Source organism: Paenibacillus pectinilyticus (assembly GCF_001700435.1).
Classification (GTDB): Bacteria; Bacillota; Bacilli; order Paenibacillales; family NBRC-103111; genus Paenibacillus_E; species Paenibacillus_E pectinilyticus.
The window spans coordinates 543,918-569,570 of the sequence record NZ_LYPC01000014.1 but is presented as its reverse complement, the minus strand read 5'-3'; the positions used below and the strand labels follow the sequence as shown (position 1 = coordinate 569,570).

17 protein-coding genes and 1 pseudogene are annotated in these 25,653 nt (G+C 42.5%); 1 reads left to right on the top strand and 17 read right to left on the bottom strand.

What is annotated here, in order from left to right:
• Positions 1–108 precede the first annotated feature (108 nt).
• The 13 genes and pseudogenes from A8709_RS09750 to A8709_RS09695 form a co-directional block, all read right to left on the bottom strand.
• The gene (locus A8709_RS09750; protein ID WP_065852165.1) at positions 109–2,088 is read right to left on the bottom strand and encodes a galactose-binding domain-containing protein; all 1,980 of its coding nucleotides are present in this window, start codon (positions 2,086–2,088) and stop codon (positions 109–111) included.
• 175 nt (positions 2,089–2,263) lie between these two features.
• Complete coding sequence (locus tag A8709_RS09745; RefSeq protein ID WP_065852164.1) at positions 2,264–3,400, bottom strand: glycosyltransferase WbsX family protein; 1,137 nt, start codon at positions 3,398–3,400, stop codon at positions 2,264–2,266.
• Positions 3,401–3,500: 100 nt separating this feature from the next.
• Complete coding sequence (locus tag A8709_RS09740) at positions 3,501–4,427, bottom strand: AraC family transcriptional regulator (protein ID WP_065852163.1); 927 nt, start codon at positions 4,425–4,427, stop codon at positions 3,501–3,503.
• Between the two features lie 164 nt (positions 4,428–4,591).
• Positions 4,592–5,440 (bottom strand): carbohydrate ABC transporter permease, encoded by an 849-nt coding sequence (locus A8709_RS09735; protein ID WP_065852162.1) that lies wholly within the window; start codon positions 5,438–5,440, stop codon positions 4,592–4,594.
• Positions 5,440–6,318, bottom strand: coding sequence for a carbohydrate ABC transporter permease (locus A8709_RS09730; RefSeq protein ID WP_065852161.1), 879 nt, complete (start codon positions 6,316–6,318; stop codon positions 5,440–5,442). The genes A8709_RS09735 and A8709_RS09730 overlap by 1 nt, the downstream gene beginning before the upstream one ends.
• Positions 6,319–6,409: 91 nt before the next feature.
• The gene (locus A8709_RS09725; RefSeq protein ID WP_065852160.1) at positions 6,410–7,780 is read right to left on the bottom strand and encodes an ABC transporter substrate-binding protein; all 1,371 of its coding nucleotides are present in this window, start codon (positions 7,778–7,780) and stop codon (positions 6,410–6,412) included.
• A 203-nt stretch (positions 7,781–7,983) separates the two neighbouring features.
• Positions 7,984–8,094, bottom strand: a pseudogene (locus tag A8709_RS35640) (NAD(P)-dependent oxidoreductase); the annotation flags it as partial.
• Between the two features lie 584 nt (positions 8,095–8,678).
• The gene (locus A8709_RS09720) at positions 8,679–9,962 is read right to left on the bottom strand and encodes a Gfo/Idh/MocA family protein (protein ID WP_065852159.1); all 1,284 of its coding nucleotides are present in this window, start codon (positions 9,960–9,962) and stop codon (positions 8,679–8,681) included.
• A gap of 60 nt (positions 9,963–10,022) precedes the next feature.
• Positions 10,023–10,862: a carbohydrate ABC transporter permease gene (locus A8709_RS09715; RefSeq protein WP_065852158.1), complete on the bottom strand. Its 840-nt coding sequence runs from the start codon at positions 10,860–10,862 to the stop codon at positions 10,023–10,025.
• Between the two features lie 13 nt (positions 10,863–10,875).
• Positions 10,876–11,760 (bottom strand): carbohydrate ABC transporter permease, encoded by an 885-nt coding sequence (locus tag A8709_RS09710; RefSeq protein WP_065852157.1) that lies wholly within the window; start codon positions 11,758–11,760, stop codon positions 10,876–10,878.
• Positions 11,761–11,838: 78 nt separating this feature from the next.
• Positions 11,839–13,131 carry an ABC transporter substrate-binding protein gene (locus A8709_RS09705; protein ID WP_244163143.1) on the bottom strand — a complete coding sequence of 431 codons (1,293 nt, stop codon included), beginning with the start codon at positions 13,129–13,131 and terminating at the stop codon, positions 11,839–11,841.
• Between the two features lie 174 nt (positions 13,132–13,305).
• On the bottom strand, positions 13,306–14,352 hold the full coding sequence (locus tag A8709_RS09700; protein ID WP_167357044.1) for a LacI family DNA-binding transcriptional regulator: 1,047 nt from the start codon (positions 14,350–14,352) through the stop codon (positions 13,306–13,308).
• A gap of 241 nt (positions 14,353–14,593) precedes the next feature.
• Positions 14,594–15,487: an AraC family transcriptional regulator gene (locus tag A8709_RS09695; RefSeq protein ID WP_065852156.1), complete on the bottom strand. Its 894-nt coding sequence runs from the start codon at positions 15,485–15,487 to the stop codon at positions 14,594–14,596.
• 145 nt (positions 15,488–15,632) lie between these two features.
• Between A8709_RS09695 and A8709_RS09690 the strand changes: the two genes are divergently transcribed.
• Positions 15,633–18,335: an MGH1-like glycoside hydrolase domain-containing protein gene (locus A8709_RS09690; RefSeq protein ID WP_065852155.1), complete on the top strand. Its 2,703-nt coding sequence runs from the start codon at positions 15,633–15,635 to the stop codon at positions 18,333–18,335.
• A 51-nt stretch (positions 18,336–18,386) separates the two neighbouring features.
• On the opposite strand, the gene A8709_RS09685 is transcribed toward A8709_RS09690, so the two are convergent.
• From A8709_RS09685 to A8709_RS09670, 4 genes are all read right to left on the bottom strand, one after another.
• Positions 18,387–20,204, bottom strand: a complete 1,818-nt coding sequence (locus A8709_RS09685) for a sensor histidine kinase (RefSeq protein WP_244163142.1) — start codon at positions 20,202–20,204, stop codon at positions 18,387–18,389.
• 5 nt (positions 20,205–20,209) lie between these two features.
• Positions 20,210–21,649, bottom strand: a complete 1,440-nt coding sequence (locus tag A8709_RS09680; protein WP_065852154.1) for a response regulator transcription factor — start codon at positions 21,647–21,649, stop codon at positions 20,210–20,212.
• A gap of 249 nt (positions 21,650–21,898) precedes the next feature.
• Positions 21,899–23,818 (bottom strand): family 43 glycosylhydrolase, encoded by a 1,920-nt coding sequence (locus A8709_RS09675; RefSeq protein ID WP_065852153.1) that lies wholly within the window; start codon positions 23,816–23,818, stop codon positions 21,899–21,901.
• 131 nt (positions 23,819–23,949) lie between these two features.
• A complete protein-coding gene (locus tag A8709_RS09670; protein ID WP_065852152.1) occupies positions 23,950–25,536 on the bottom strand; it encodes an extracellular solute-binding protein in 1,587 nt (528 codons plus the stop codon).
• Positions 25,537–25,653: the final 117 nt, after the last annotated feature.

Below are 25,653 nucleotides of genomic sequence, written 5' to 3'. Positions count from 1 at the left end.
CCTCCTATGCTAAACTCGTTCCAAGCAATCCCATCTGAACATTAAAAGAACGAGCGGAGTGAAACCGCTCGTTACTCATACTAAAGTTCCTTTCAGTTACCTGAAACCTCATTGATTAAATAGCTGGAATTCAAAGATGATTGGCGTATACATGCCGCTTGTAAAATAAAGTCGTGCTTTGCTACCTGTAACTGCAGTGAAATTAACTGTTTTATTCGTACCGATCGTTGTTCCTGTATAAGCAACCTGCCAACTCGATCCGTTCCAGTATTCGATACGATACCCGGTTGTTCGATTATCTACATATTCCATCATAGTCGCCTGATTGAACGTTACATTGGTTCCAAAATCGACTTGCAACCATTGTCCATTGAAGGTTGTGCCGGAACCGGCTTGCCAATTCGTCGAGGTATTGCCATCGAATGCTTTATCACCCGTTTGACTCCCATCCCAATTGGAGGAACTGCTGTAAGTATGGCTTAACGCCAAATTAGTGGATGCGTATTTCGCGTTGACTGGACCATAAGATTTAGCACCACTGTTATGGGTTCCCCATGTTGAACCAGATAAATAGGCGGATTGATTAGCTGTCCCGATGCCGATTGTAATCGAGGTATCGTCGTCATACCATTGGTCTCCGCCGCTCGTCTCGTTGCTGACTAAATCGTAAGCTGTACTCGGCGATAAAACGAGTGCTCCCGTCAAGGCGCAATATTGAAATCCAAGACTGTCTATCGCCCCTGTGGAAGCGTTCACACTACAAGATGCGACCAACGATTTATCACTATCTTTATACAGAGATATCAGATGATTTCCTGAATTTCCGTTAACATGATAGCGCCCTAAAGCTGTTACTGTCATACCGCTGCCAGGAGTCGTAAAACGAAACCCGACTTTTCCCGTAAAATTGTTACGTAACGATCCTAGTGTTTGACTAGTAATGAATGAAACGCCTGAACCATTCCCTACAGTAGAAGAAGTCACGTTCTTAATGGCATCGAGATAATCTCGATTGATTCCTCCACCACCGGGTATGAGCGTTGGGCATAGGTAACCGCCCTCAGAGAATTCGTTCCAAGCATACATAAGAACCGTATTTGCATCCGCGGAGGAAGCGTTATTAGCATTCCAATTAATGGCGCTTTGAAGCTGACCAGCTAATTCTATTGGTGTAGACGGCGTTGCATAACTGTTTGATGAATAGGATGCATATTGATACGTGGGGGATGTTAATTGTATACGTGGTCGTGGGTCCCATGCTTGCGTAACCCAAGGGATCACCTTATAACCAGTAGTCTTATAGACATCCCAGTTTGCTGCTTCGCTTGACGCTAATGAGGCATACGATTGTCCATTGCTACCGGATGTTACGTAGCTGCTTACAGCATCTGCCCCTATCTGAGCTGCAAAGGAAGATGCCGCCGATGAGCCATAGTCCAAAGCAACAATATAAGGCTGCACCCCCATGGCGGCAAAGGTTTGCGATCTTAATGAGGCGATTTGTGCCGGGTCCACAAGAGATGAATAGTTATAGGCATAAACCAAAGGTCTGCCGCCTGCAACCTTCTGGAAGTTGGGCTGTTGAAATTGAGCTACCAACCAAGTTAGATCTGAGGATGACAAGGGATGTGTGAATAAAATAACACTCCAATTCACATCATTCTTATGCGTACTGGACAAATAAAGATTTCTAGCTTTATCCATCCCCGTTTCGCTTCCATACCAGTCAAAAGCCCAATAATTAATACCAGCGTCTTTGGCATAGGCTATTTCTTGATCCATGATAGCTTGCGTGGTATCGCTCATCGTATCTGTATTTGTTGTAGGTTCCGTTGCATAAAATGGGAGACGGAAATGCCATTGACTAGGGGCCATGGCCCGTTCTTCTTCTGGTCCTACCCCGCTAAGAGTTCCGACTGCATTGTCTCCAATTTGTCCGTCCCATCGGATGGCACCGACGATCGTGCCCCCAGAAGTAGCATACGCAGTAGTAGAATGGAATAAAACAATCGAGATGCATGCAGTTAAAAATAAGGTGATAATGAGAATTTTAGATTTCAGGGTTTCCGTTCGGCTGTCCTGTATCATTGTAATCCTCCTTAGTAATCTATTTTGACATTACGATCGTCAAATAAATTTGTATGCGCTTACATTAAAGATTAACTTTGTCGCACTTTTCCTTTTAATTCCCTCCTCCTCCCATAATTCTTGGTTCACAAATTATTTAGAACACAGCGGAGAAGCGAACTCCCCCGCTAGACATCTAACGTTTCCCGAAAACATCCTTGATGGCTTCTAAGTATGCCATCCCATAAACAGTGTCCGGCTCGATATAACTGCCTTCTGTCCATTCATTCCATGAGTTGATGGTGAGCACTGGAATTTTAGACTTGTTCTCCGCGAAAAAATCCTTAGCCGACAGAAGCGCTTTCTTAAATTCATCCGGCGTATTCCCCGTTAGGACGGCCGTGTGCGGATAGCCAAGTTCATCGAATACGTCGGTTTGCACCGTACGCGGGCTGGAATCCCACCCCATCGAAACGTTCGGGAAATAAGGTAATTCATATTCACTTGTGAATTTCTCGAAATTTCGAACCGCAATCTCCCTGTAATTGGCATAGTCCGTCGCAGGAAAATCAGGGATAGGATCATGATGAATCCAAACGTACGAAGTAATGCTATCAAAGCCTAGTTGGTGTAACACCCGATTGACATCTTCAAGTTTTTTCTCGCCTGGCAAATTTTCTAGTCCCCAGACAACTGCGTTCAGATGCAGCTCCCCTAGCCCAGCTTCACGAACTCGGATACGAAAGTCGTTCAAAATGCGAGCCGTTTCTTCGTAGTTGTCGCCAAAACCTTCAATCAGCTTCATCAGTTCATAAAAGGAGAGATACAAACCTCCATTCACCCGCCAGTAGGAAGGATGTGCAAAATAATGCTCAATCATATAATTCGTGGCATCAATAAACACTTGCTCCGCCACTGTGCCTTTAGCCAGTATAGGATAAGGCTTATGCCGAATGGCTGGCATGATTTCAATCCAGTCATGATTAGCCCACATCAATGAAAATTTCAGTTTTTCGTTATTACTGGCCTTTAGAAAGCCTCGCTCCAATGCTCCATGCAAAAACGGAGCGTTATCGTACCAATACCAATCGAAAATAAAACTGTCAATGCCGTGTTCCGCCGCCGCTTCGATTTTCTTAGCCATAACTTGCGGATCGGCTTCATCTTCATAGCCCCATGCAGGGATTTTGGGCTGCTGATGTCCTTCAAATCTAGGTGTAGCCGCTTTCACAAGTTCCCATTCAGTCCAACCGCGACCGTGTCTTTGTTCGTTGACCTTATCCTCATGATAGTTCGGAAAATAGTACACACCTACTTGGGTTTGAGCTGTCATATCATCTGCTCCTTTCTATCTTTATTGTAAGGGGGCAGATGATTTTCGTATTTGGCCTAGCCAACAAATTTGTTGTTTTATTCAACAAATTTCCATTTTTTCAACTTAATTTGTTTATGGAATCCATATAATATTTGGGTGAAATACCTTCCACCTTCTTAAACAGCTTACTGAAATAATGAATATCTGGATAACCCACCATAGCAGAAATCGTGCTGATATTATATTTCCCCTCTTGCATGAGCATCTTGGCTTTTTCTAAACGGATGGAAATAAGCAACTCAAGTGGTGTTTTTCCAGTAGCTTCCTTGAACAATTTGCGGAAATAGTTAGGTGTCAGCTCCCCAGTTTGTATAAGTACATTAAAATCCAACTCTTCATGATAGTGCTCATACATATATTGAATAACCTTGGTAATCTCAACCCGATGGGATGAGTCTTTACTTACACCGTCCTGAGTGACGACATCTTTTACCAATAAGCCAAGGATCTTCAAAAAAAGCGAACGTAAAAATAGATGATACCCAAATGATTTTTCTTTAAAAATGGCGTCCATTTCCCTGAAAGCTTTTATATAAGGCAGTGGATCCCTTGTATGGATTAATGTAGGAAACAAGAAATCACTAAGCTCGACAACAGGTCTTTCTGATAATTCCTCTTCCACTGGAATAAAATCCAGATGTTCATAATCTACTTTGGTGTAAACATCATCCGCGGAAAAATCCAATTGTTGACCCATATATTCTAAATCGAAATGTACAGCAAAATAACTGAGATGCTCGCTGCCAATCTTTTGTGCAGAATGCAGTAGATGAGGACGTACGAAAAGCATGTCTCCAGGTTTTTGTATATAGCTGAGGCCATCAATCGTATTGGCACATTCGCCGCTCAGTAAAAAAATGACTTCATAGTCATAAATTACTCTTGGCGGAATTTTATAATCTGAGTCGAAGCCTATTTCATGAATATACCTTATATAAGGAGCCAAATTTAGAAAATCGTTTTTTTGGACTGGAGCTCTATTCATAATGGCCACCTCATCGAAAGGAAGATTATGCGATTAATTGTACCATAAGTTTACAATTGAAAGGCTATCCTTATGCGAATTAAAATCATTTTGAAAATGCCAAAAAAGAGTCGAGGATAGCTCCCTCAACCCTACTTTAGACTTCATTAATAGATTGCAAACGACTACCCCTTCATCGCGCCAGCCGTCATGCCTTTTAATAAATATTTTTGCGTAAAAACAAAAATGACGATTAATGGAAGGGTACATAAGAAACACAAAGAAAATATCGGCCCCCAGTCGCTGGCTCTCTCCGTTTTGAATCGAAAAATTTGTGTGATTAGGGTCATCTTGTGAGGATCCTGCAAATAAAGGAGCGGACCGACGAAGTCATTCCAAAAAGTGAATAGTGTCGTTACGATTAACGTTCCCGTTGCAGGAAGGAGTAGCGGAAAAATAATCGACCAGAACATCCTCGTTCGCCCATAGCCGTCGATGCTAGCTGATTCTTCCAGTTCGCGTGGAATATTCTTTGTAAAGCCCGCATACATCATCGTTGCGAACGGGATCGTTCCTGCCGTATAGAGCAGAACGAGGAGAAAGCGCGTGTTGATTATGTGTAAAGCCATGGCTAACTTGTAAATGGGCACCATGCTAGTTTGAAGAGGTATGATCATGCCAGTAAGAAAAATGAAGAAGACCCATTGAAACAATTTCTCCTGCCTGCGGGATATCATGTAACCAGCCATCGATGCCACAATAACGAGTAAAGCAATTGTTCCGGAGCAGATAAGCACTGTGTTCATGAACGCTTCTAGAAAGTTCGTCTTGTCAAAAACTTTCTGATAATTATCCCAAATCAGTTTAGTTGGGAACTTTAATGGAATGTAGAAGTCTTTGGCAGGCTTCACGCTTGATTCCAGCATATAATAGAACGGATATAAATAAATAATGGCAATTACAAATATGATGGCTTCCAGGAAATATAACCTTAATTTTTTCCGTTTAAATACGGTTGCGGGACGAGTAGACATTAATATTCTACCTCCCTTTTTCTAGTAAATCGTAACTGGAGTGTCGTAATGATGAGTACAAGGATCATAAATAAAATACCTGCAGCTGTCGCATATCCGAAAGTCGAGTTTTTGAACGCAAAGTTATAAATAACTAACGCTAGCGTTGAAGTTGAATCGCCAGGTCCACCATTCGTGAGCACATAGGGCAAGTCGAAAAATTTCAGACTCCCCACCATACCAAGGAAGGTACAGATTGTAACCGAAGGCATTATGAGTGGTAAAGTAATGTAACGAAACTTCGACCATCCTTCGGCTCTATCAATTCGCGCCGCCTCAAAGATCTCAGTCGGAATGGATTCCAAGCCAGCTAAATAGATAACAGCCCCATATCCTGTCGCATACCAGACATTAATCAAGATAATGGTAATCAGTGAAGTCGATGTATCACCAAGCCAATCGTGGACAACGGATGCAAGCCCGATCTTTTCCAACAAGGCGTTGATAACCCCTTCATACTGCAGAAGGTTGCCCCAGACCACTGAAACGACAACCATCGAAATGACGACCGGAATATAAAAAACAGATCTCAGAAAACCCTTTAATTTTAAAGGCTTATGAAGCATGAGTGCTAGAAACAAAGATAGAGGATTATTGATGAGGCTGCAAAAAAGGACGATATACAACGTATTTAACGCTGCATGAATGACAAGTCTGTCATGAAACAAGTTACGATAGTTGTCCAGACCAATGAAAACCGGTTTGTTAATGCCATCCCACTGAGTAAAGGAATAGTACAAGCTGCTTATGAACGGATAATAAACGAACGTCAAGAAAATCAACAATGAGGGAATAATAAAGGTGATGGCATGCAGATAAGAACGGTGTCTTGTTTTCATAATCCCACCCTACTAACAGGCCAATCGGGCATTTGTATTCATTGTCCACAATTGGCCTGAATTTTTAAGCATTTGAAGGTTGTTAGGCGCATTACGGCATGATTAGTGTTCCTTTATCTTTGTCATAATTCTTTTGTGCTTCATCAAGATCGCCATCCGCTTTCTTACCAGAGATGATCTTCTCGGCAGCCTGAACTACGGTAGTCAACGCTGATACTGGGAATGTCGTTCCGTATACAAATTCGTGCAAAGTAGATGGCTGTTTTTGCAACGCACTACTGATGTCTCCCATTGCCGGTTGTGCGTAAGTAGCCGTGACGCCACGGACACCAGAAAAGCCGATATCTTTCAAGTTTACGGAGAGTACGTCCTGCGATAGTGTCATTGCCAAGAAGTCTTTGGCTGCCTGCAGATGCGGTGATTTCGCATTAACCGATACACTATGGTCTGGCCCAACGCCCATAAGGGCTTTGCCGTTCTCATCCGCGAGCGGGAAGAATCCGACATCAAATGGGTTGAACCCTTTGTCTTTGAACGTTTGTGCCGCCACACCCGGCATCCAATTGCCTTGATAGATCATCGCTGCTTTACCAGAAGCGAATTCAATTTGTGTTTGCGGCCAATCGATTGTAAGTGCGTTCTTATTGAAGTAGCCTTTATCCGCTAGCTGTCCGAGTTTGTTTAGGGCGCCTTGCAGTTCAGGGCCATTCAACTTCGCTTTGCCGCTGTAGTAATCAGCTTCGAGATTCGGATTTTGGCCAGATATTTCAGCTAACCCGCTAATTAAATATTGCAGAGTCCATTGATCTTTGAATCCACCTACGAAAGGAGTAATTCCCTTCGTTTTGATTTTTTCGTTGGCAGCGAGAAATTCATTCCAGTTCGTTGGAGGTTGAATGCCTAAATCAGCGAATATTTTTTTGTTATAGAAAACGCCGAAAGTCGCAACGGTTTGTGCAGCACCGTATACTTTCCCATTATAGGTGATCGTAGGCTTAGTCGCATCGAGTGTATCTTTCACCCAAGGCTGATCCGACAGATCGGCCAAATAACCGGCCTTTGCAAGCTCCGTGATATTTTGATTGAATATGACATCATCGCCGGCACCACTGGAGAGCTCCGCTTTCATTTTGTCGAAATATTTCTCACTTACAAGAATATCCCAGACCACTTTGGCATTCGGATATTTCTCTTTGAATTTCTTTTCAGCGGCCACTTCGAAATCCTTACTTTGTGGCAGATCATCTAAAAACCAAGCGCCGACTTTTAAGGTGAAAGCATCCTTATTCGCATCAGCAGCTGCCGGAGTTGTAGCAGGCGAAGTTGTCGTTGCAGCAGCAGTAGTAGCCGGGGTAGGAGCTGTCGTTGAGCTGGAATTGGTAGTTGAATTTGAACTGCAAGCTGATAATCCTATCGAAACCAATGCAAATGCGCTTACAGTCAAACTAATCGTTTTCTTCATCTTTCTTCCCCCTATACTAGATGAAATTCACTATCCTTACAAGATTAATTGTAAACGCTTCAATTCCTAATGTCTTTGGTCTAAACAACAAATTAGTTGTACTTTATAAGCATCGAATGTATTTGAAAATAGACAACTATACACATAATGAGTTGGGCTAATCGAATCACAAAAGCAGGGAGACACTGATGGCCTCCCCGAGATCTAATCCCAAATTGCTCAACATACTTTTTGGTTTCTTCCGCATCTATATCTTTATTTAAATATACAATAGCCAGGTCGGCTCCTTCTTTCGCATAAGCGGCTGCAATTGAATAGGCCCTAGCATCGCCGCGTGCAACAATCCAATTCAACCGATTAGGGTGAAGTCCAGCACGAATATCGGTTTAGATTTCTTCATCTGTATATGCGCCACTCGTGTCCTACACACGAAAAGGCGCGTTTTCCTGTTCTCCTTAAACTCCTGTTGTAGGAATCAATTTAATCTCTCGCATGGGAACTCGGATGTCCGTTCGTGATCCTCGACATACACTTTTTGGCTCCCTGGAAATGAGGATGTTGAAGGTAAGATGTTTCTTTACTTGTTTCCATTGACATACCACGCCTCCTAAAATTGATTTTGATCCAGCGGAGGATTCATGCTGCGGAAAAAAGACCGCATCTATTGTAGAGGCGGTCTCTTGGTATTCAAAGTGATCTTGTGTTCCTCCGCTGGCATTATCCAGATCAGGTTAAACAGTCGATAGTTATAACTAGCCTCTCAGCCTGGTCTCACCAATCTCCCGTGACTATACATTTAATATTATATTTACATGTCATTTAATTTATTTGCAATATTTACTTATTTTATTAAAAATGGAAACGCTAAAAGGTGATTCATCTGGAGCTTTTGTCCAAATTACTGGGCCTTCAAATTGGCCGCTTGCGTTCTTAGACTTTTATGCAAATCTTCAATAATAACTGGCTTACCGCCGTTCAAGCGGGATTCCTCCGCTGCAAATGCCATGAGATGGCTGCGCACGGAAACCGATGCAGAAGACTCACTTTCTCCGCCAGCGTATGTTCTGACTTCGCGCAGGAAACTGCGCATGATGCCAGTATCTCCCCCACTATGCCCTTCTTGGGAAGCCTGAACTTGAATCGTGATGTTCTCGTTCGTCACAAAGTCATGAACAGTAAATTCGTTCTCTTCCATATTCCCGCGAATATCACCTTTCGTCCCCATGATTTGCAGAATACGCGTATTATCTCTCGTAAACCCGCACATGCTGAACATCGCTGTAGCTCCGCTTGCGAACTCCATATTGACCACTTGATGATCAACAACATTATTATCGCTGCGATAGACACACTTACCATAAGGGGTTGTGCGCAGAGCTCCTATAATACCTTCTAGGCTGGTATCTGTCGTAAATTTAGCTGCCCACCCTCGTCCAGTTCCCAAATAATATTTGGGCGCATAGTATTGGCAAGTGGCTTCTGCCGGACAGCCATCCAAACAGCGAGCCGGTGCTCCTATAGGTGCGTTCTCTTCTTTAAAATGCATCAACGACCCAAAGGAGCTGATTCGTTCGCAAGGCTCGCCCATGATATAGGAGAGAATGTCCATATCATGACATGATTTGGCTAGAATCATCGGACTCGACTTATCTGAATTATTCCAGTTGCCACGTACAAAGCTGTGCGCCATATGCATATTGCCAACATTCTCATTCAACTGAATATTAACGATTTGTCCAATTTGCCCATCTTCTATTACACGTTTCATCGCAGTCCAGAACGCGGTATAACGCAGTACATGACAAATTGTCAGCAGGCGGTTATTCTTCTTGGCCATAAGCTCCATTTCTACACATTCTTCTGGACTCGGAGACATCGGTTTCTCCAAAAGGACGTGATAACCAAGTTCTAGAGCTCTTAATGTAGGGTGGTAATGCATTTGATCTTGGGTACAAATAATCGCAATATCTGCTAGCTTTGGAAGCTCAAGCAACTGCTCCCAATTCGAAAATGAATTCGCTTCAGATATCTTATGTGCTGATAGGAATGCCGCACGGCGCTCTTCATCAGGCTCAGCGACAGCTATAATATCTAGCTCATGAGGATAGTTAAGTGCATAGGGTGCATAAGATTGTGCCCCTCGATTTCCGGCACCCAGTAGAATGGCAGTTACTCTTTGCATGTGAATCCCTCCGAATGTCGATCGTATGTCTATAAGCCTCTAAGTATCTAATTGTTTTTATTAAGACTTGCTTCCAGTAAAGGCTATCCCTTGAATGAAAGAGCGTTGAAATACGAAGAATATGATGATCATTGGCAAAATTGCCATCATGGAGCCTGCCATAATGATCGTATAATTCGTTTTGTGTTCGCCCTCTAAGAAGGCAATCCCCGCGGAAAGAACCATTTTGTCCGGTGAACTGTTAACGATTAACGGCCACATCAAGTCATTCCAAGACCATAACATGGTGAAAATAGCAAGAGCAATCATCCCTGATTTAGCTAGCGGCATCATAATTTGCCAATAAATACGGAATTGATTACAACCATCCAGTTTCGCTGCTTCTTCTAGTTCATGCGGAAGCGTCATGAAAAATTGACGCAATAAAAAAGTGCCGAATGCACTGAACAAGCCTGGCACGATTAATGCCGTGAGCGAATTAAGCCAGCCCATATCTTTCATAATCATATATTGCGGAATGAGAAATACTTGTCCTGGAACCATGAGAACGGAAAGCATGAGAATGAAAAAGAATTGGCGACCTGGAAAAGCAATGCGCGCAAAGGCATAAGCCGCCAACGAACAGATAATCAACTGACCGATAACTTTGACTACTGTTGTAATGAAGGTATTCCAGTAAAAGGTGAAAAACGGCAAGTTCACAAATACTTTCGAATAATTACTCCATTGAAGCGTTTTCGGAAAAATAACCGGAGGTATCGCCGTTGACTCTCCTAATGTTTTCACAGATGTTAGAAACATCCATATGAATGGAGTAACCATGACAATAGCGCCCATAATAAGAATAAGATGGACCAATCCGATCTGAAGCGATTTATGCTGTAGAGATTTGGTAGTCATATGCTCGCCCCTTTCATTCGTAATGAACCCATTTCTTCTGAATTTTCATTTGAATGTACGTAATGATCATAATGATGACGAATAACATCACGGCGATAGAAGAAGCGTATCCCTTGCTATTTTGAAGAAACCCATATTTGTAATATAAGAAAACAACGGACTGCGTCGATTCCATGACTATATCGCCAACCATCATATAAATATAATCGAATACCTGGAAAGCGCCGATTAGAGAGGTAACCATGACGAAAAATATAGTTGGAGTCAAAAGAGGCAAAGTAATCCTTGTAAATTTGGTGAATGCGCCTGCACCATCAATCGATGCGGCTTCATAATACGAAACAGAGATGCCTTGAAGACCAGACAAGAAAATAATCATATGGCTGCCGATAGTACTCCAAATGGCAACAATAATAATAGACATTAACGCTGTTCGATTATCGGTCAACCAGTGTGGTCCTGTGATTGATAAACGCCCCAGCATATAGTTAATAAGACCAAAGTCGGAATTATAAAGCCATTTCCAAACCATCGCTACTGCTGCTGGCATCGTCACAACCGGTAGAAAATACAGGGTTCGATATAGGGATAGCCCCTTTACCTTCTGATTCAGAAGTACAGCTAATACAATAGATAATATAATGCCAATCGGAACAGCCGTGATAATGTAAATACTTGTGTTGCGTAAAGCGTATAGAAGATCTTTATCCGTGAAAAGCCTTTTATAATTCGCTAATCCAGACCATGTGTAATTTCCGAAAGCGCCCCAATCGGTGAAAGAAAAATAAAACGTCTGGAACACGGGCCAAATATAAAAAACTAGTAAACCGAGCATTAATGGTGTGATCATGATGTACGCCCACATCCAATCGGATAGACGTTTCGTGCTGATTCGCATGAGTACTCACGCTCCAATGAGTGAATTAAAAGAGAGAGATTCGCTCGTTTTTGTTTCGCGAATCTCTACTCCCAAGACTTACTTCTCTGCAGCTAACGCTTGATTCATTTTGGCTCCGAGCTCTTTGGCAGCATCAGCTACCGGTTTATCACCTGTCCAAGCATTTTTCAAGATATCGGTTTCATACGTATTCCATACGGATGTATTCTTGGACACCGGATATGGTGTTGCATATGATGCCATGTCGATAAAAGCTTGAGCATGATATTGCGGGAATGCAGCTAACCAAGCAGATTCGCTCCCTTTAAACGCTGGAATAGCCCCCCCTTGTTTGGCAGCAATTTCTGCAGCTTGTTTGGAGCCTAAAAATTTCACAAACTCCCATGCTTCTTGGGGATGCTTCGTTTTTGAAGAGATCACATTACCAAGTCCGTGAATGACGACACCTTGTTTCTTCCCTTTAGGAAGTGGCGCTACATCGGCATAATTTTTCATATCAGCATTCTGATTAATAGTGAAAGCTGCCCATGAACCGTCGAAGTACATCGCCAGCTTACCGGAAGTAAACATATCCGAAGGAGCCGTTTCTGTCATTTGAGCCAGTGTTGGCGATACTTTATGGACTTGAATCAGATCCGTTAAAAATTTCAAACCTTCGATAGCCTCAGGTTGATCGTAACCTGACTTCTTATGGTCGTCAGAGATAATATTGCCGCCGGCTTGAAGAATGGTATTGTAAAAATCCTCTTGGTTCATCAAGGGCGCAGCGAAACCATAAATCCCTTTAGCAGGATCCGTTAATTTTTTAGCCGCTTCCGTCAATTTGTTCCAATCCCAAGTAGCATCAGGGTAAGGAACACCTTTGGCATCAAATAGTTTCTTGTTATACCATAATCCAATGGTGTCGTAATCTTTGGGAATCCCGTAATATTTACCATTTAGGCTGTACAGAGAAACGAGCGATGAAGGATAATTTTTCAGATCTAGTTGATCCTTTTTGATATTATCAGACAAATCTTTTAGCATGCCATTGTCAGCATATTTAATAAAGTTTGGACCGTTCATCCAAAGCACATCAGGCATTGTCCCGCCTTGCGCAGCCGTTTCTAATTTGGTGAAATATTGCTTGTATGGTGTATTCTCAGCTTTGACTTCAATATTCGGGTGGGTTGCATTGAAATCTTTAATGACATCTGTCATCGTATCAAGTCCCCAACCGCCATAAGTGATTGTTACTTTCTCTTTTGTAGAAGCAGTAGCAGCTTTCGCATCACCTGATGGCATTGTCGATGAGGTCGAGGTGGATGAACCAGAACCTCCACATGCACTTACTACAACCATTGTAGACGCAAGCATTGATAAGATAGCCACTTTTTTAGACATTTTCACCATTTTCCGATCACCCTTTTCATTATTTGTGAAAGAACTTGAAAGTAATATAACGATGTCGAATTAGTACGGCCGGTAAGGAAAGACTCACCCCCTTCAAAGAGTTTAAATTTGGCACCAAATGTCGGACAACGTTATCCAACATTTTAAAAAAAATTAATTTATTTTGTAGATAGACGATTGTCTCACCATTAATTTATGTGGCAATAGCACTTTGGACAGTTGCGGCTGTTCGCCTTTTAACATATCCAGCAGTGTTGCAGCAGCTGTCATGCCGATCTCTACTTTGGGCACATGAACCGAGGAAAGCGGCGGCGTTGTATATTGGGCGAAATCAATGTTATCCATTGAAATAAAAGCAATATCCTCTGGTATGCGCAACTTGCTCTCAATTATTGCGCGCATAGCCGGAATCGCCAATTGATCACTGGCCGCGAAAATAGCGGTTGGCCGTTCAACATCTGTCTGCTTTAACTGCTCCATCACACGTTCATAACTACGGTCAATTTCCCACCGTGTGTCGATGATCCAGTCTTTATTTAAGGGGATTCCTGCATCATACATAGCGAATTTATACCCCTGAAATCTCTCTTCGCTGCTCAATTCTCCAGTATGTCCCGGTCCGCCGACGAAACCAATAGATCGATGACCTTGATCGATTAAATGGTCAACAGCCGATTTCGTCGCATGAATGCGGTCGTAGTCTACCATTGTAATTTCTGTACCGCTCGTACAGATCCCAATCAATTTCAAATCTTCAGTCTTCTGTAGAAAATCTAGAATGGCTGATCCTACTTCACCTACAATAATAATTCCATCCACTTGAAGCTCGTGAACGCATTTATGCAGTAGCGCGTCATCGGCAAGTTCATCAGAAGTATGGATGAATGCCAGAGAATACCCTGACTCCAATATTTTTTTAGTAAACGAGGTAATTATAGGTGAATAATAAGGATGATCGTCATTAATACGGGCCGTTTGAATAATACAGCCGATTTGTTTCGTCTGCTTTTTCCCAGCCTTCTGTTTATTTACTAAGTGGCGTGCCGACTCATTCGGAGTGTAATCCAGTTGACGCACAGCTTCCCATACTTTAGCTTTTGTCTCCGGATTAATATGTCTGCTTGTATCATTTCTCACAACACGCGAGGCTGTTGAAATAGAGACACCGACCAAATCTGCAACATCTTTAAGTGTAGGCAATTCACACAGCTCCTTCATTCCAACCAAGGTATCCAAACACACCCAAACGTTTTCCAGTACTATAAAAGCGCTTACTTAGATATTAGTCCATCCCATTACTTTATGTCAATCAAGATTTCAAACTATTTTCTTGGCTATAAACAGAATTTAGAGTTCAAAAGTATGAAATAAAAGAAATAGACCCCTTACTGACCTGACAGCCGAGAAGGCGAATGAATGGATACGTTACTACACCTCTAATTTATGGTGATGGGAGGGTCCGTTTCTCAACAAACTGCCTCGGCGAGCAGCCGAAATGCCTTTTGAATAATTGATAAAATTGGGCCGGACTGGTAAACCCTACTTTGCCGCTAATTTCAGTTACAGACCACGCCTCTGTTAGCAAGAGTTGCTCTGCTCGTTTCATTCGGCGCATCTGGATGTAGGACGTAAACGTCATCCCCATTCCTTTCTTGAACAGCTTGGCAAAATAGCTGCTATTATAGTTCAGCTTGTTGCTGATATCCGAAATTTGGAAATGAAATTCCAATTGTTGTTCAATATAAACAAGGGCAGGCCGCAATTTTTCCGCTAGCTGTGGATCCATTGGTTTTATGATATGGGCATCATCAATTTGAATTAAGGTGTACATGAGCTTTTTCAAGCTAGCATTAATGGCGAGCTCATAGCCCCGCTGTTGTGTGGTCATATCGAGCAGCATTTCATGGATCAGTTGGTGAACAACCTGTATGCTTGCTGGATATTTGCGCAGCGTGTCATTGAGCTGTGTTAAATTGGCTGAGCGGCCGGTAAATGCAGCGAGATACGGAAGCAAAGATGGATCCATGAATGCTGCCATATCCACATGACACACGATATAGAGCAGGTCGTCATGCCCATGTTTATGGGATCTGTGCAGTTCATTAGAGCCCAGCATCACTACTTGACCAGCCCGCAGATGATAACTGAGATGTGTTGTTTCCATCGTCAGAGTACCTTGCAGCACCGCGATCAACTCTACCTCTTCATGATAGTGCCAGGGCCCATATTGATCGGATGGTTGACTAGGATGATGTAGGGTCCATATTTTAATCCGAAAATTGGGATCGGCATACTCCACATGTTCTTTATCGTAAGCTTTCAAATTGACTGGCACGGGGATCCTCCTGCACTTCATAGTTAGTCTTATCATATCATGAATGTCCGATTTCAAGATATTTATGGCTTATATCAAGAGGCATTTTGGCATGTACTCTTTTAAAATAAAGAGAAGAGATTACATTTCAAAGGAGCGATAAACCATGCTTGAGAACGATATACGCCTGGGTGACCATGATCTTAGCCTGCCTGCTTGGGGACCTTATACCAAACAATACATGGGTATCTCCCATATCAGCGATCAAGCGCGAGGCTTGCGTTTTGATCTTAGTTTAATGCCTGGCTTCTACAGGAGAAAAATGGATATTCCCAGCGTGCTGTGGGAATCTGGCTATCATCCTTGGGAGGCAACGGCGGATTACAGTTTCTTCTCCCACCGTCATGAGCTTGAATGGAAAGATCGCGTCTATTCCGACATTTCCTTTAGCCGTATCGACGATCAATGCCGTCTGATTCGAGTATCCTTGGTGAACCAATCCGAGCATCCGCAAAATTTGGTCCTGCACTGGATGGCTTCGCTTCAACCGCCTCGCCTTCTCGGGCACGGCGATGTACAGATATTTGCAGCTGCCCAGCTGCCCGAGGGCGCTGTGTGGGTTGATGCGTTAGATTACAGCGAATTGAATTTCGCACGCCCACGGCCGTCGGATGGTTTGGTCTATGACGGTTTTCTTCGAGGTGAAATGCGAGGTCAGCATTTTACGGGAGGGTCCGCAATCGGATGCAACTTCGGTGCCGACCAAGGGGACATGCTGCGTTATGAGATTAACCTCGCAGAGTCTTTGAGTAACGGCGTGTTTGTGCTGCGCTACCAAACGGATAAAAGCGGTGAGCTCCTGCTTCAAATTGGTCATCAGACATACCGATTCGATGTAGAGGCTTCCAACTCCCTGGGGGTTGTGCGTGTACCGATCGGGACACTTGCAGCTGGAGATCTCTCGCTCTCCTTATCTGCTAGCGGCTCCGGCCCCTTCGTGCTGGACGGCTTTACCCTACTAGAGCACGACGTTTGCGAGGAGGTTGCCTTTATCGACCGGCCCTGGCACATCGAGCCCGAATTACTGGAAGGACCTGTTCCCGGCAGCCTGATCCTTCGATATCAAGATAGTCCGTATCATTACGGTCTTTTGTGGAATTACCCTGATGTAGAGATACGACAATACAAAAACGACGAACTCGATCGGTATGCCCGTCATACGGTGCATAATCATGTTGATGCCGTCTTGCAGGGGAATGGGAAGGGTCACTTTACGAACGTATTCATGCGTCCCATTCATGTCGTACCCGCTTCATCGAAGATCCTTCATGGCATGGTCATCTCGGGGACGTACGAAGAAGTGCTTGCCTCCCTAACAGCGGCTTCGCTAGACTACGACAAATGCGAAGCCATTTATCATGCTGAACGTGCGAAGTTACTTCCACCTCCCTCCTATGCGACCGGTGGTACCTATGCGTTTAGCCAGCAGCTTATCCGAGCTACGCTGCTAACCAATACCGTCTTCCCTGTCTACACCAAACGCAGGTATATTCGCCATAGTACCCCAGGGCGCTGGTGGGATTCCCTTTATACATGGGATTCAGGGTTTATCGCACTCGGATTCTCTGATCTAGATGCAGGGCGCGCAATCGATTGCTTGAACGCATATATGACAGAACCTGGTGACCACCAGGCTGCCTTCATTCATCATGGCAGCCCGGTGCCCGTGCAGCATTATGTATTTCTTGAGCTGTGGAACCAAGGGCAGTCTCTCGCCTTCTTGCATCATTTTTATCCGCGATTACGTCAATATTACTTGTTCCTAGCGGGGAAAATTAACGGTTCTACGACTGGCATCCTGCGCTCCGGATTACTTAAGACATGGGATTACTTCTATAATTCCGGGGGCTGGGACGACTATCCGCCGCAAAAATATGTGCATGAGCAAACGCTAGAAGCAACCGTTGCCCCAATTGTAACAACGAGCCAAGCCATTCGTATTGCCAAAATCCTGAAAATGGCTGCCGCGATGTCGGAGAATTGGCAGGAAGACATCAGGGAATACGAACAGGATATAGAACGATGGCGTCATGCTTTGGAAAAGCATGCCTGGGATGAAGAAGCCGGTTATTACGGCTACGTCGAGCATAACAAGCAAGGGGAGCCTGTAAGTCCATTGCGGCACAGCTCCGGTGCCAATTACAACATGGGGATAGATGGGCTTTACCCGCTAGTAGCCGGCATCTGTACCCAATCGCGTGCGGATCGCCTAGTTGCCGCGCTGTTTGATGACAAACGGTTATGGACGCCAATCGGGCTGACCACCGTAGACCAAAGCGCGCCTTATTATCGGGGGGATGGCTATTGGAACGGTGCGGTTTGGATGCCGCATCAATGGTTTTTCTGGAAAACCATGCTCGATTTAGGTTACTCCGATCTTGCGTTCCGCATCGCGGATACCGCTTTAAACTTATGGAAGCGTGAGACTGAGGCCACCTACAACTGTTATGAGCACTTTATCGTGCAAACAGGTCGAGGAGCAGGATGGCATCATTTCGGCGGGTTGTCGGCTCCGGTCATTAATTGGTTTGCTGCTTATTACCAGCTTGGCAAAGTCTCCACTGGTTTCAATGTTTGGATGCTGCAGCAGTCCTTTAATGAAAGCTATACGGCGTATCAGGCAGAATTCCGCTATGCCGGTGAAGCCGAGCAAGCCTTTAACATCGTGGTCAACATGGCAGAGGGCGTGCACTATGAAGTTGAGGGAACAGGTTGTACGGTTATCTTGACGATTAACCATTGTGGTGGCGTAGAACTGTGCATGACCGATTGCATGCCGCAGGCCGCTGTACGTATCTGGGCGTGTTAAATGATTTTTACGCAGACAGAACCCACCAATCTTTGGCGGGTTCTATTTGTACTATTCCACTATACTTGGAATCTTAACACTCACTGTCGTTCCTTTACCAAGTTGACTCTCTATCTCGACACCGTAACCCTCACCAAATAGTAATTTTATCCGATTATTAATATTGGAAAGGCCAATGTTTTTCCCTTCTAAACTGTGTTTCACTCTCTCCGAATAGGCCATATGCAGTTTCGTTTTCATGCGCTCCAGCTCATCTTGACCTATCCCTTTCCCCGTATCCGCGATTTGAAAACATATATCTCCATTCTCGTCCATATTGCCGCTTACTTTCAATCTCCCTCCGACATCCATACTTTCAAGACCATGATAGACGGAATTCTCCACAATGGGCTGTAAGATCATTTTGGGTGTTTGCATACCTAATAGCTTATCATCAACCTCAACTTCCAAAGAGAACTTGTTTTCATATCGAATGGAAATAATATTGAGATAGGCCTTAATACATTGAATTTCTTCACTTATGAGGACGAGCTCGCTTTTTTCAATACTATAGCGAAAAATCTTAGACATACTTGACGTAATCTGCGCAATTTCCTTGCTGCCATATTCAAGTCCAATACTGCTTATGCAATTTAAAGTATTATAAAGGAAATGCGGGTTGATTTGACTTTGTAAGGCAGAAAATTCCGCCTGTTTTTTGCTCAATTCCGACTCATATAATCTGGCCTGGGTACTGATAACATGACTCGTCATCTCTTCCATATTATCAATCATCCTATTGATATCATAGGCCAGAACGCCAACTTCATTGGTTGAACGTACCTTCACCCGAAAGCTCCTGTCGCGATTACCGATTTTTTTCATATCTGCGACAAGCCCCATGACAGGTCGAGTTAGATTGTTTAAGAAAAAATACCCCAAAATCATCATACTTATAATGATTCCAATTCCTGCGATAATGCTAATATTCTTAATCGCCTTCATGTCCGTTGTCAGTTCATGTACCGGAATCATACTTACGATCCGCCACTCGTCCGCTTGTCTCAAACCTTTTGCCTGAACGATGACATCTTCCCCATTGATTTCGGTTTTTACCCCATTAGTTAAACTTTCACTATCGATCGCAAGAATTTCTTTAAATAAATTGCTATGTAATTTGGTATGATTTGACGCAATGACCTCATTTCGGCTGTTAAGGATATACAGAGCCGAATTAGGCGTCAATTCTGTATTCTCAACAAGCTCTTGTATCTTTTCCATATTTACGCTTACGGAACAATAGCCTGTCTTTTCAGAAAATTGAACCCCGCCAATCGCCTCAATAATGGGTGCTATATAAAAGAAATATTCATTTCCTGTTTTTTCATCCTTTAATAGGTTTGTAAACTTCCCTTTACCAGTGGTCACATTCTCATTCATAAATGAATTAATAAAATGGATATACGGATTTGAATACATAATATCCCCATTAGCAGTCGCTAAACTGGAAATTTTTCTTCCTTGATTGTCAGTAATTACAATGCCATTCACATAGGAATTAAAGAACCTCATATTTTCAATGAGGTCAATGACATAAGTACCAATATCAAAGCTCCTCTTATAATCATCATCGGCAATGGTAAATTCTTGTACCCATTTATTATCAACAGCTATATTGGTACTGACTTTGATATCGTTAAAAACGGAATCGATCTTTTGGCGGGTTTGTTCTATGATCGTATTTCCATAATTTACAGCTCTCTTTTGAGTTAAATTATAAAAGCTATAATACGAATAAAATTCCATAATCGAAAATATGAAAACCGAAAATAAAAATATGAGTAAGATCTGATGTTTAAGTTTTAGTCTACTTATTTGCAAAGTCCCCACTCCGATCAACTCTTCCTGAATTTCGTAGGTGTTATCCCGCACTGCTTCTTAAACACTTTATTGAAATAATAGTAATCCGAATATCCTACTTTTGTTGCAACTTCTTCAATGGATAACTCCGTTTTTTTCAATAGGTCACAAGCTTTTTTGATTCTCAGATCGGTTACATATTCCGAAAAGGTTTTGCCCAACACTTTTTTGAACAGTTGGCAGCAGTACACTTGGTTAATCAGAAATTTGACAGATAAATCTTTCAGATATAACTCATCCTGATAATGATTGTCGATGTATTTCACCATCTGGGTAAAATAAACATTCTTATCACTTTCATACATAGACTGGCCGTTTCGTTGTTTTAAGTAGTTGAAAATGTCATTTAAATAACTGCATAAGGACTCAAAGTTTTCAAATCGTTCTTTCAGTTCAGCGTAATTGAGGAAATCAAGCTCCATGTCCTTCAACTCTTCGTAATAGGTGCCCACCAAGGTGCTGACCACTTGATTCCATAAATAAACGACTTCTCCCATGCCTAGATGATGAAATGAGAAGAAATACATCAATCTCTGGGCGATGTCATCCATGTCTTCAAACGTATTCTCCTTCATACTAGAAGCAATACCATCTATAAAAGGATTAACCAAATTAAGTTTTGGCTCATATTCAAATATCCCTTTTTCTTCGTTCAAAAATGTGTGTGAAGCGGCAAGCTCGGATTCCTTAATTAGCTTGGCCATCTGATCGTAATTTGTAGAAATGGAGCTGATTCCTATTGATTTTATATTCGATGCTGTGAATAGGGCAGCATCCAATTGAACATCCAACTCTGAAATCTTATCACTTTTGAGAATGTACAATGTCTTTCTTGAGCCAAATTCAACTTCTAAGGTTTGCCCCCTTTCGCCAAACTTAATGGCTTGGCCCTCCTTTTTCTCACTATCGGTATACACGATAACGACACGTAAATAATAATCGTCCGATATCCGATCAAAAAATGGCGTCAAACGTTTTAATTCACTTTTATCAGGTGCCGTAAGCGCCTCTAAAATAAGGTTATTCCGAACGCTTCGCTTCTTGGAGAAATGCAAAGCCAGTTTTTCAATTAAGGGATCTGCCAACTCCATATCTAAGGGCTTCAGACAATAATCTAGCGCACCATATCTGATCGCTTCCTGCGCATATGCGAACTCAGCGAAACCGCTTACAACAACGAAATCAACATCCAGTCCCATGTCTTTCGTCATCCTCATAAGATCAAGGCCAGAAATATCAGGCATTCTAATATCTGTAAAGACGAGATCCGGAGATTCCTCGGATATAAACGCAATGGCCTTATGGGCACTTGTAAATTGACCTACGATTTCAAACCCATATTCATGCCAGTTAAAAGCATTCCGTATTCCCTTTATCGCCCAAGGTTCATCATCTACAATAATTACACGATTCATAAGTACCTCCATGATTGTTGAGAATCCCAGTTATTATTAAGATACTTCATCTCAATAATAGTACTCTAAATTGTAATTAATAAAATGGATTTTTATAAATTAATTTTGTAATTATTTAAATTTTTATTTGGCAAAATCTCATCAAAGCAAAAGCACCTAGGCCAGGGCCTAGGTGTCAAGCTTAACTGCTGATAGCGTTACCACCACAATGCAGACAGGTTAAGTAACCGTTCTCTTTTCATACTTGTATCAGTTTGGTACTAGTTTAATATAATCAAGTAACAGGTTGTATGCTGAACTAGAAGCATTTTTACCTGTAACTTTAAACTTGAAGGATTTATTGCATGCCGAGCTGAAGGTTATATTGGCCACATTCAGTTCCACATAGTTTAATGTACTTGAATATAAATCCTGAACCGCACCGTGATCTATATCGTTTACCGACAACTGAAATTGCCCTCTGTTAGTTCCTGTTTTTACACCAACCCTTACACTATAGCTGCGTGCCTCAGGCACATTCACCGTATATGTCACAAAGTCATTAACGGCATTGGCTTCCAGCGAAGTTCCATATCCACCGCTCAGATTAGTATCTGGACTAGATCCATTTCCGAAATTGACGTGTTTGTCGCCCGAGGTTGCGCTTACACTTAAATTTTCTGTTTCATATTGACTGCTTTGAACTGAAATATTATCAAATTTTGCAGTTGAATCATATGTCCTGACTCCAACCTTCCCCCCAATATGGGTTGAATCCGTCACACTAATCTTAGGAGTCGTCATATCACCAACATAAACTTTAATGAATTCATCCTGTGCAACAATTTTAACATGATACTTGGTATTAGCCGCTAAGCTCATAGAAGCAGTGGCAAGCTGTGTCCAGTTGTTGTTTGCCTTCCCAATCAGCACCCTCTGATTGGGAACATCGAGCCCAGCATAGTAGCCTTGGTAAGCATCACTGCCTGTTCCAGGATTTGATGCCCTAAATACCAGACCCGCATCGCCGGTTGAACCTGGTGTCACATCAGCTTCATAAATCAAATCTGAGAATTTGGTGTCCAGAAGAGCCTTGGCACCCGGATTGGATGCCACATTATACTGACCGCCTGATACTGTCCATGTACCACCATATTTCGTCCACCCTGTATCATTACCGTCCTCAAAGTTGTCTTCCACTGCCATTTCGACCGGTATAATTGAATTATCTGCATTAAACTCAAATTTATCATAGGACAGTACGCGTTGTGTACTCGTCAGATAACGCTTATGGTAAAAAATGTACCAATCATCTGTCGTAGGTGATTTAATAATGCCATTATGACCAGGTCCATCTGCAGTTGTAGAATCCGTATGCAGCATAATACCTTTTGGTACAAAGGGTCCTGTTATAGAGTTGGAAGTTGCATACATGACCTTATACGTTGAATCTGCCCATACACCGGCAGAATAAGTCATATAGTAAATCCCGTTTCTCTTGAACACATCAGGCCCTTCAAAATAATCATTATCGCCATTTTTAGTTGGCGTAACTTTCTTATAGACGGTTCCATCTGGCCATGTTCCTAGCGATTTCATGTCAGCGTTAAGTTTTACAACATTACACTCGCCCCAACTGCCATAATACATATAAGCCTGACCGTCGTCGTCAATAAATACTTCTTGATCCATTGGACCTGCGCCATTTCTTACAACATTAATAAGTGGTGCGCCAATCGCATCGGTATAAGGACCTTGTGGATTATCCGCCACTGCAACGCCTATTCCGCCTAATTGCCCATCGCCATTAATTGCGTTAGCAGCAAAATAGATATAGTATTTCCCATTACGATAAGCCCCGTTTGGTGCCCACAATGAATCTTCTATCCATGATACATTGGCAGAACTTATGACATTTGCGTATTTTGTCCAATTGACCATATCTGTTGAAGAAAAGATGTCCACAGATTTTGCACCAGTGCCAGACTCACCCACTTGAGTCGCCCGAGTCGGATACACCCAATAGGTCCCATTAAAATTCTGTACATCGGGATCCGCATAATAGCCATCCACAAATTGTGGACCAGCGTGAATCGTAGCAGCATTAGCTAGGCCTGGCATGGATACACACAAGCCAAGTACAATTGAAACGCAAAACAAGATCAAATTAGATTTTTTGATTTTTCCCATGAGCAACCTCCTTTTATGACTACCAATTTACTTTCGTTGTTGAATTTTACCAGCTTATTGCCTCCTGTGTAGTCCCACATATAAGCCGATGATTGGACACCGGCTTATGTGAAATGTAAAAGTGCTTCCAATTACTTCTTATTTGCTTGCATAGCCTTGTAGATTTTTACATTTTCATCCATCACTGCTTGACCGCCAGCTGCCATATATTCGGCAACCAACTTGTCATACAACGCATCGAATTCGGCAGGTTTACAGACGATTAATTTATCGGTCATTAGTTTGTTCATATCTCCAAGCGTTTTGCCAAACTTAATATTGGACTCATTTGGCGTATCAAAGAAGAAGCTCGTATACGTTTCAGTCGTATTGATTTTGTACGATTTTTCTGCAGCCTCCTCAAGCCCCGGAGCCGATGCAGCTAAAGCCTTTATATTTTTCTGAGGGTCGCCAAGCTCAACACCATTCACAACCAATGTGTAATCAAGGTTTAGATAGCTGATTTGCATGTTATCTCCAGTTTGATTAATCACCTGCGGAATACCATTCACCATCTTGTGATTGACCCCTTCTTGACCATATTGCAGGAAGAATAGATTTTTGGGATCGGACATCCAGTTTAAGTATTTAATCGCTAACTCCGCATTTTTACTGCTTTTAGGGATAAAGACATTCACGCCATTTTCGTTATAGGCGATTTTCTTGTATTTACCTTCTGAATTCTGAAAAGTGTCAATAGGCACATAGTTTGCAGTAGGTACATTTGCTTTTAAAGGCTGACTAATATTTTGTCTTAATGGATAATCCCAGTTTGCGCTGAAGAATCCTACTTTACCATTGGTAAGATCAGCATCCGCTTGCTTTGCTGTTTTGTCTAACGCAAAATCAGGGGAGATTAATTTCTCATTATAGAGCTTATTGAGGAACTTGAGGGCATCCTTGTTTCCAGGTCTAAGCCAGCTTGGCGCTGTGTTGAATTCTTCATCCGATTGTTTACCCCAGAAAGACTCACCTAAATTTCCATAGTTATAATTCAATCCCGTTGCTGCCAATCCCCAAGGAATAACGCCGTTTACGCCTCCCGGATTCTTATCTCGGAATGCAACTAACGTGTTATATAATTCATCCCTTGTCGTCGGAACTGGCATCCCTAATTTATCCAGCCAATCCTTTCGGATAAACATACCATTCCAAGCTAATGAAGTTCTTTTCGCAGGTATCGCCATCTGTTTGCCATCGAAAAGTCCATAAGAAAGAACAGTTTTACCTAAATAATTCGTTAAATCCTTGCCATACTTATCCAATAAATCATTCAATTGAATAATTCCATTCACTTTCGCGTATCTGGATACGGTAGCACTGTCATAAGTAAAGGAAACGTCCGGTGCCTCACTTGCTGCCATTAAGACATTAAGCTTTTCTACTTCCTGTGATCTGGGTACTGGAACAAATTTCACAATCGCATTGTTCTGTTTCCCAAAATTATCATTAATATATCGGGTCCACGTATTATTGTTCAGATCTGGCTGTCCCTGCACACCTCTGTCGAATACTTCAACCGTTAGTGTCACCGGCGGACCTGAAGGTGTTGAAGCTGCAGTCGACGTTGCTGGTGATGCCGATTGGCTTACTTTATTCGTATCGCTGCCACATCCTGCTAATGCGGTTAGTAATAGTGTCGAAACCGGTAGTAGTGTTAACATGTTTTTTATTTTCATTTTTTGACCTCTCCTTTATCTTTTTTCACAAAAGCCTTGAGTTTTTCGCTGTGCCACTAAATTTGGTATCATTAGTATCCATCCTACCTGTTTGATCCCCTAACCACCACCCTTCAA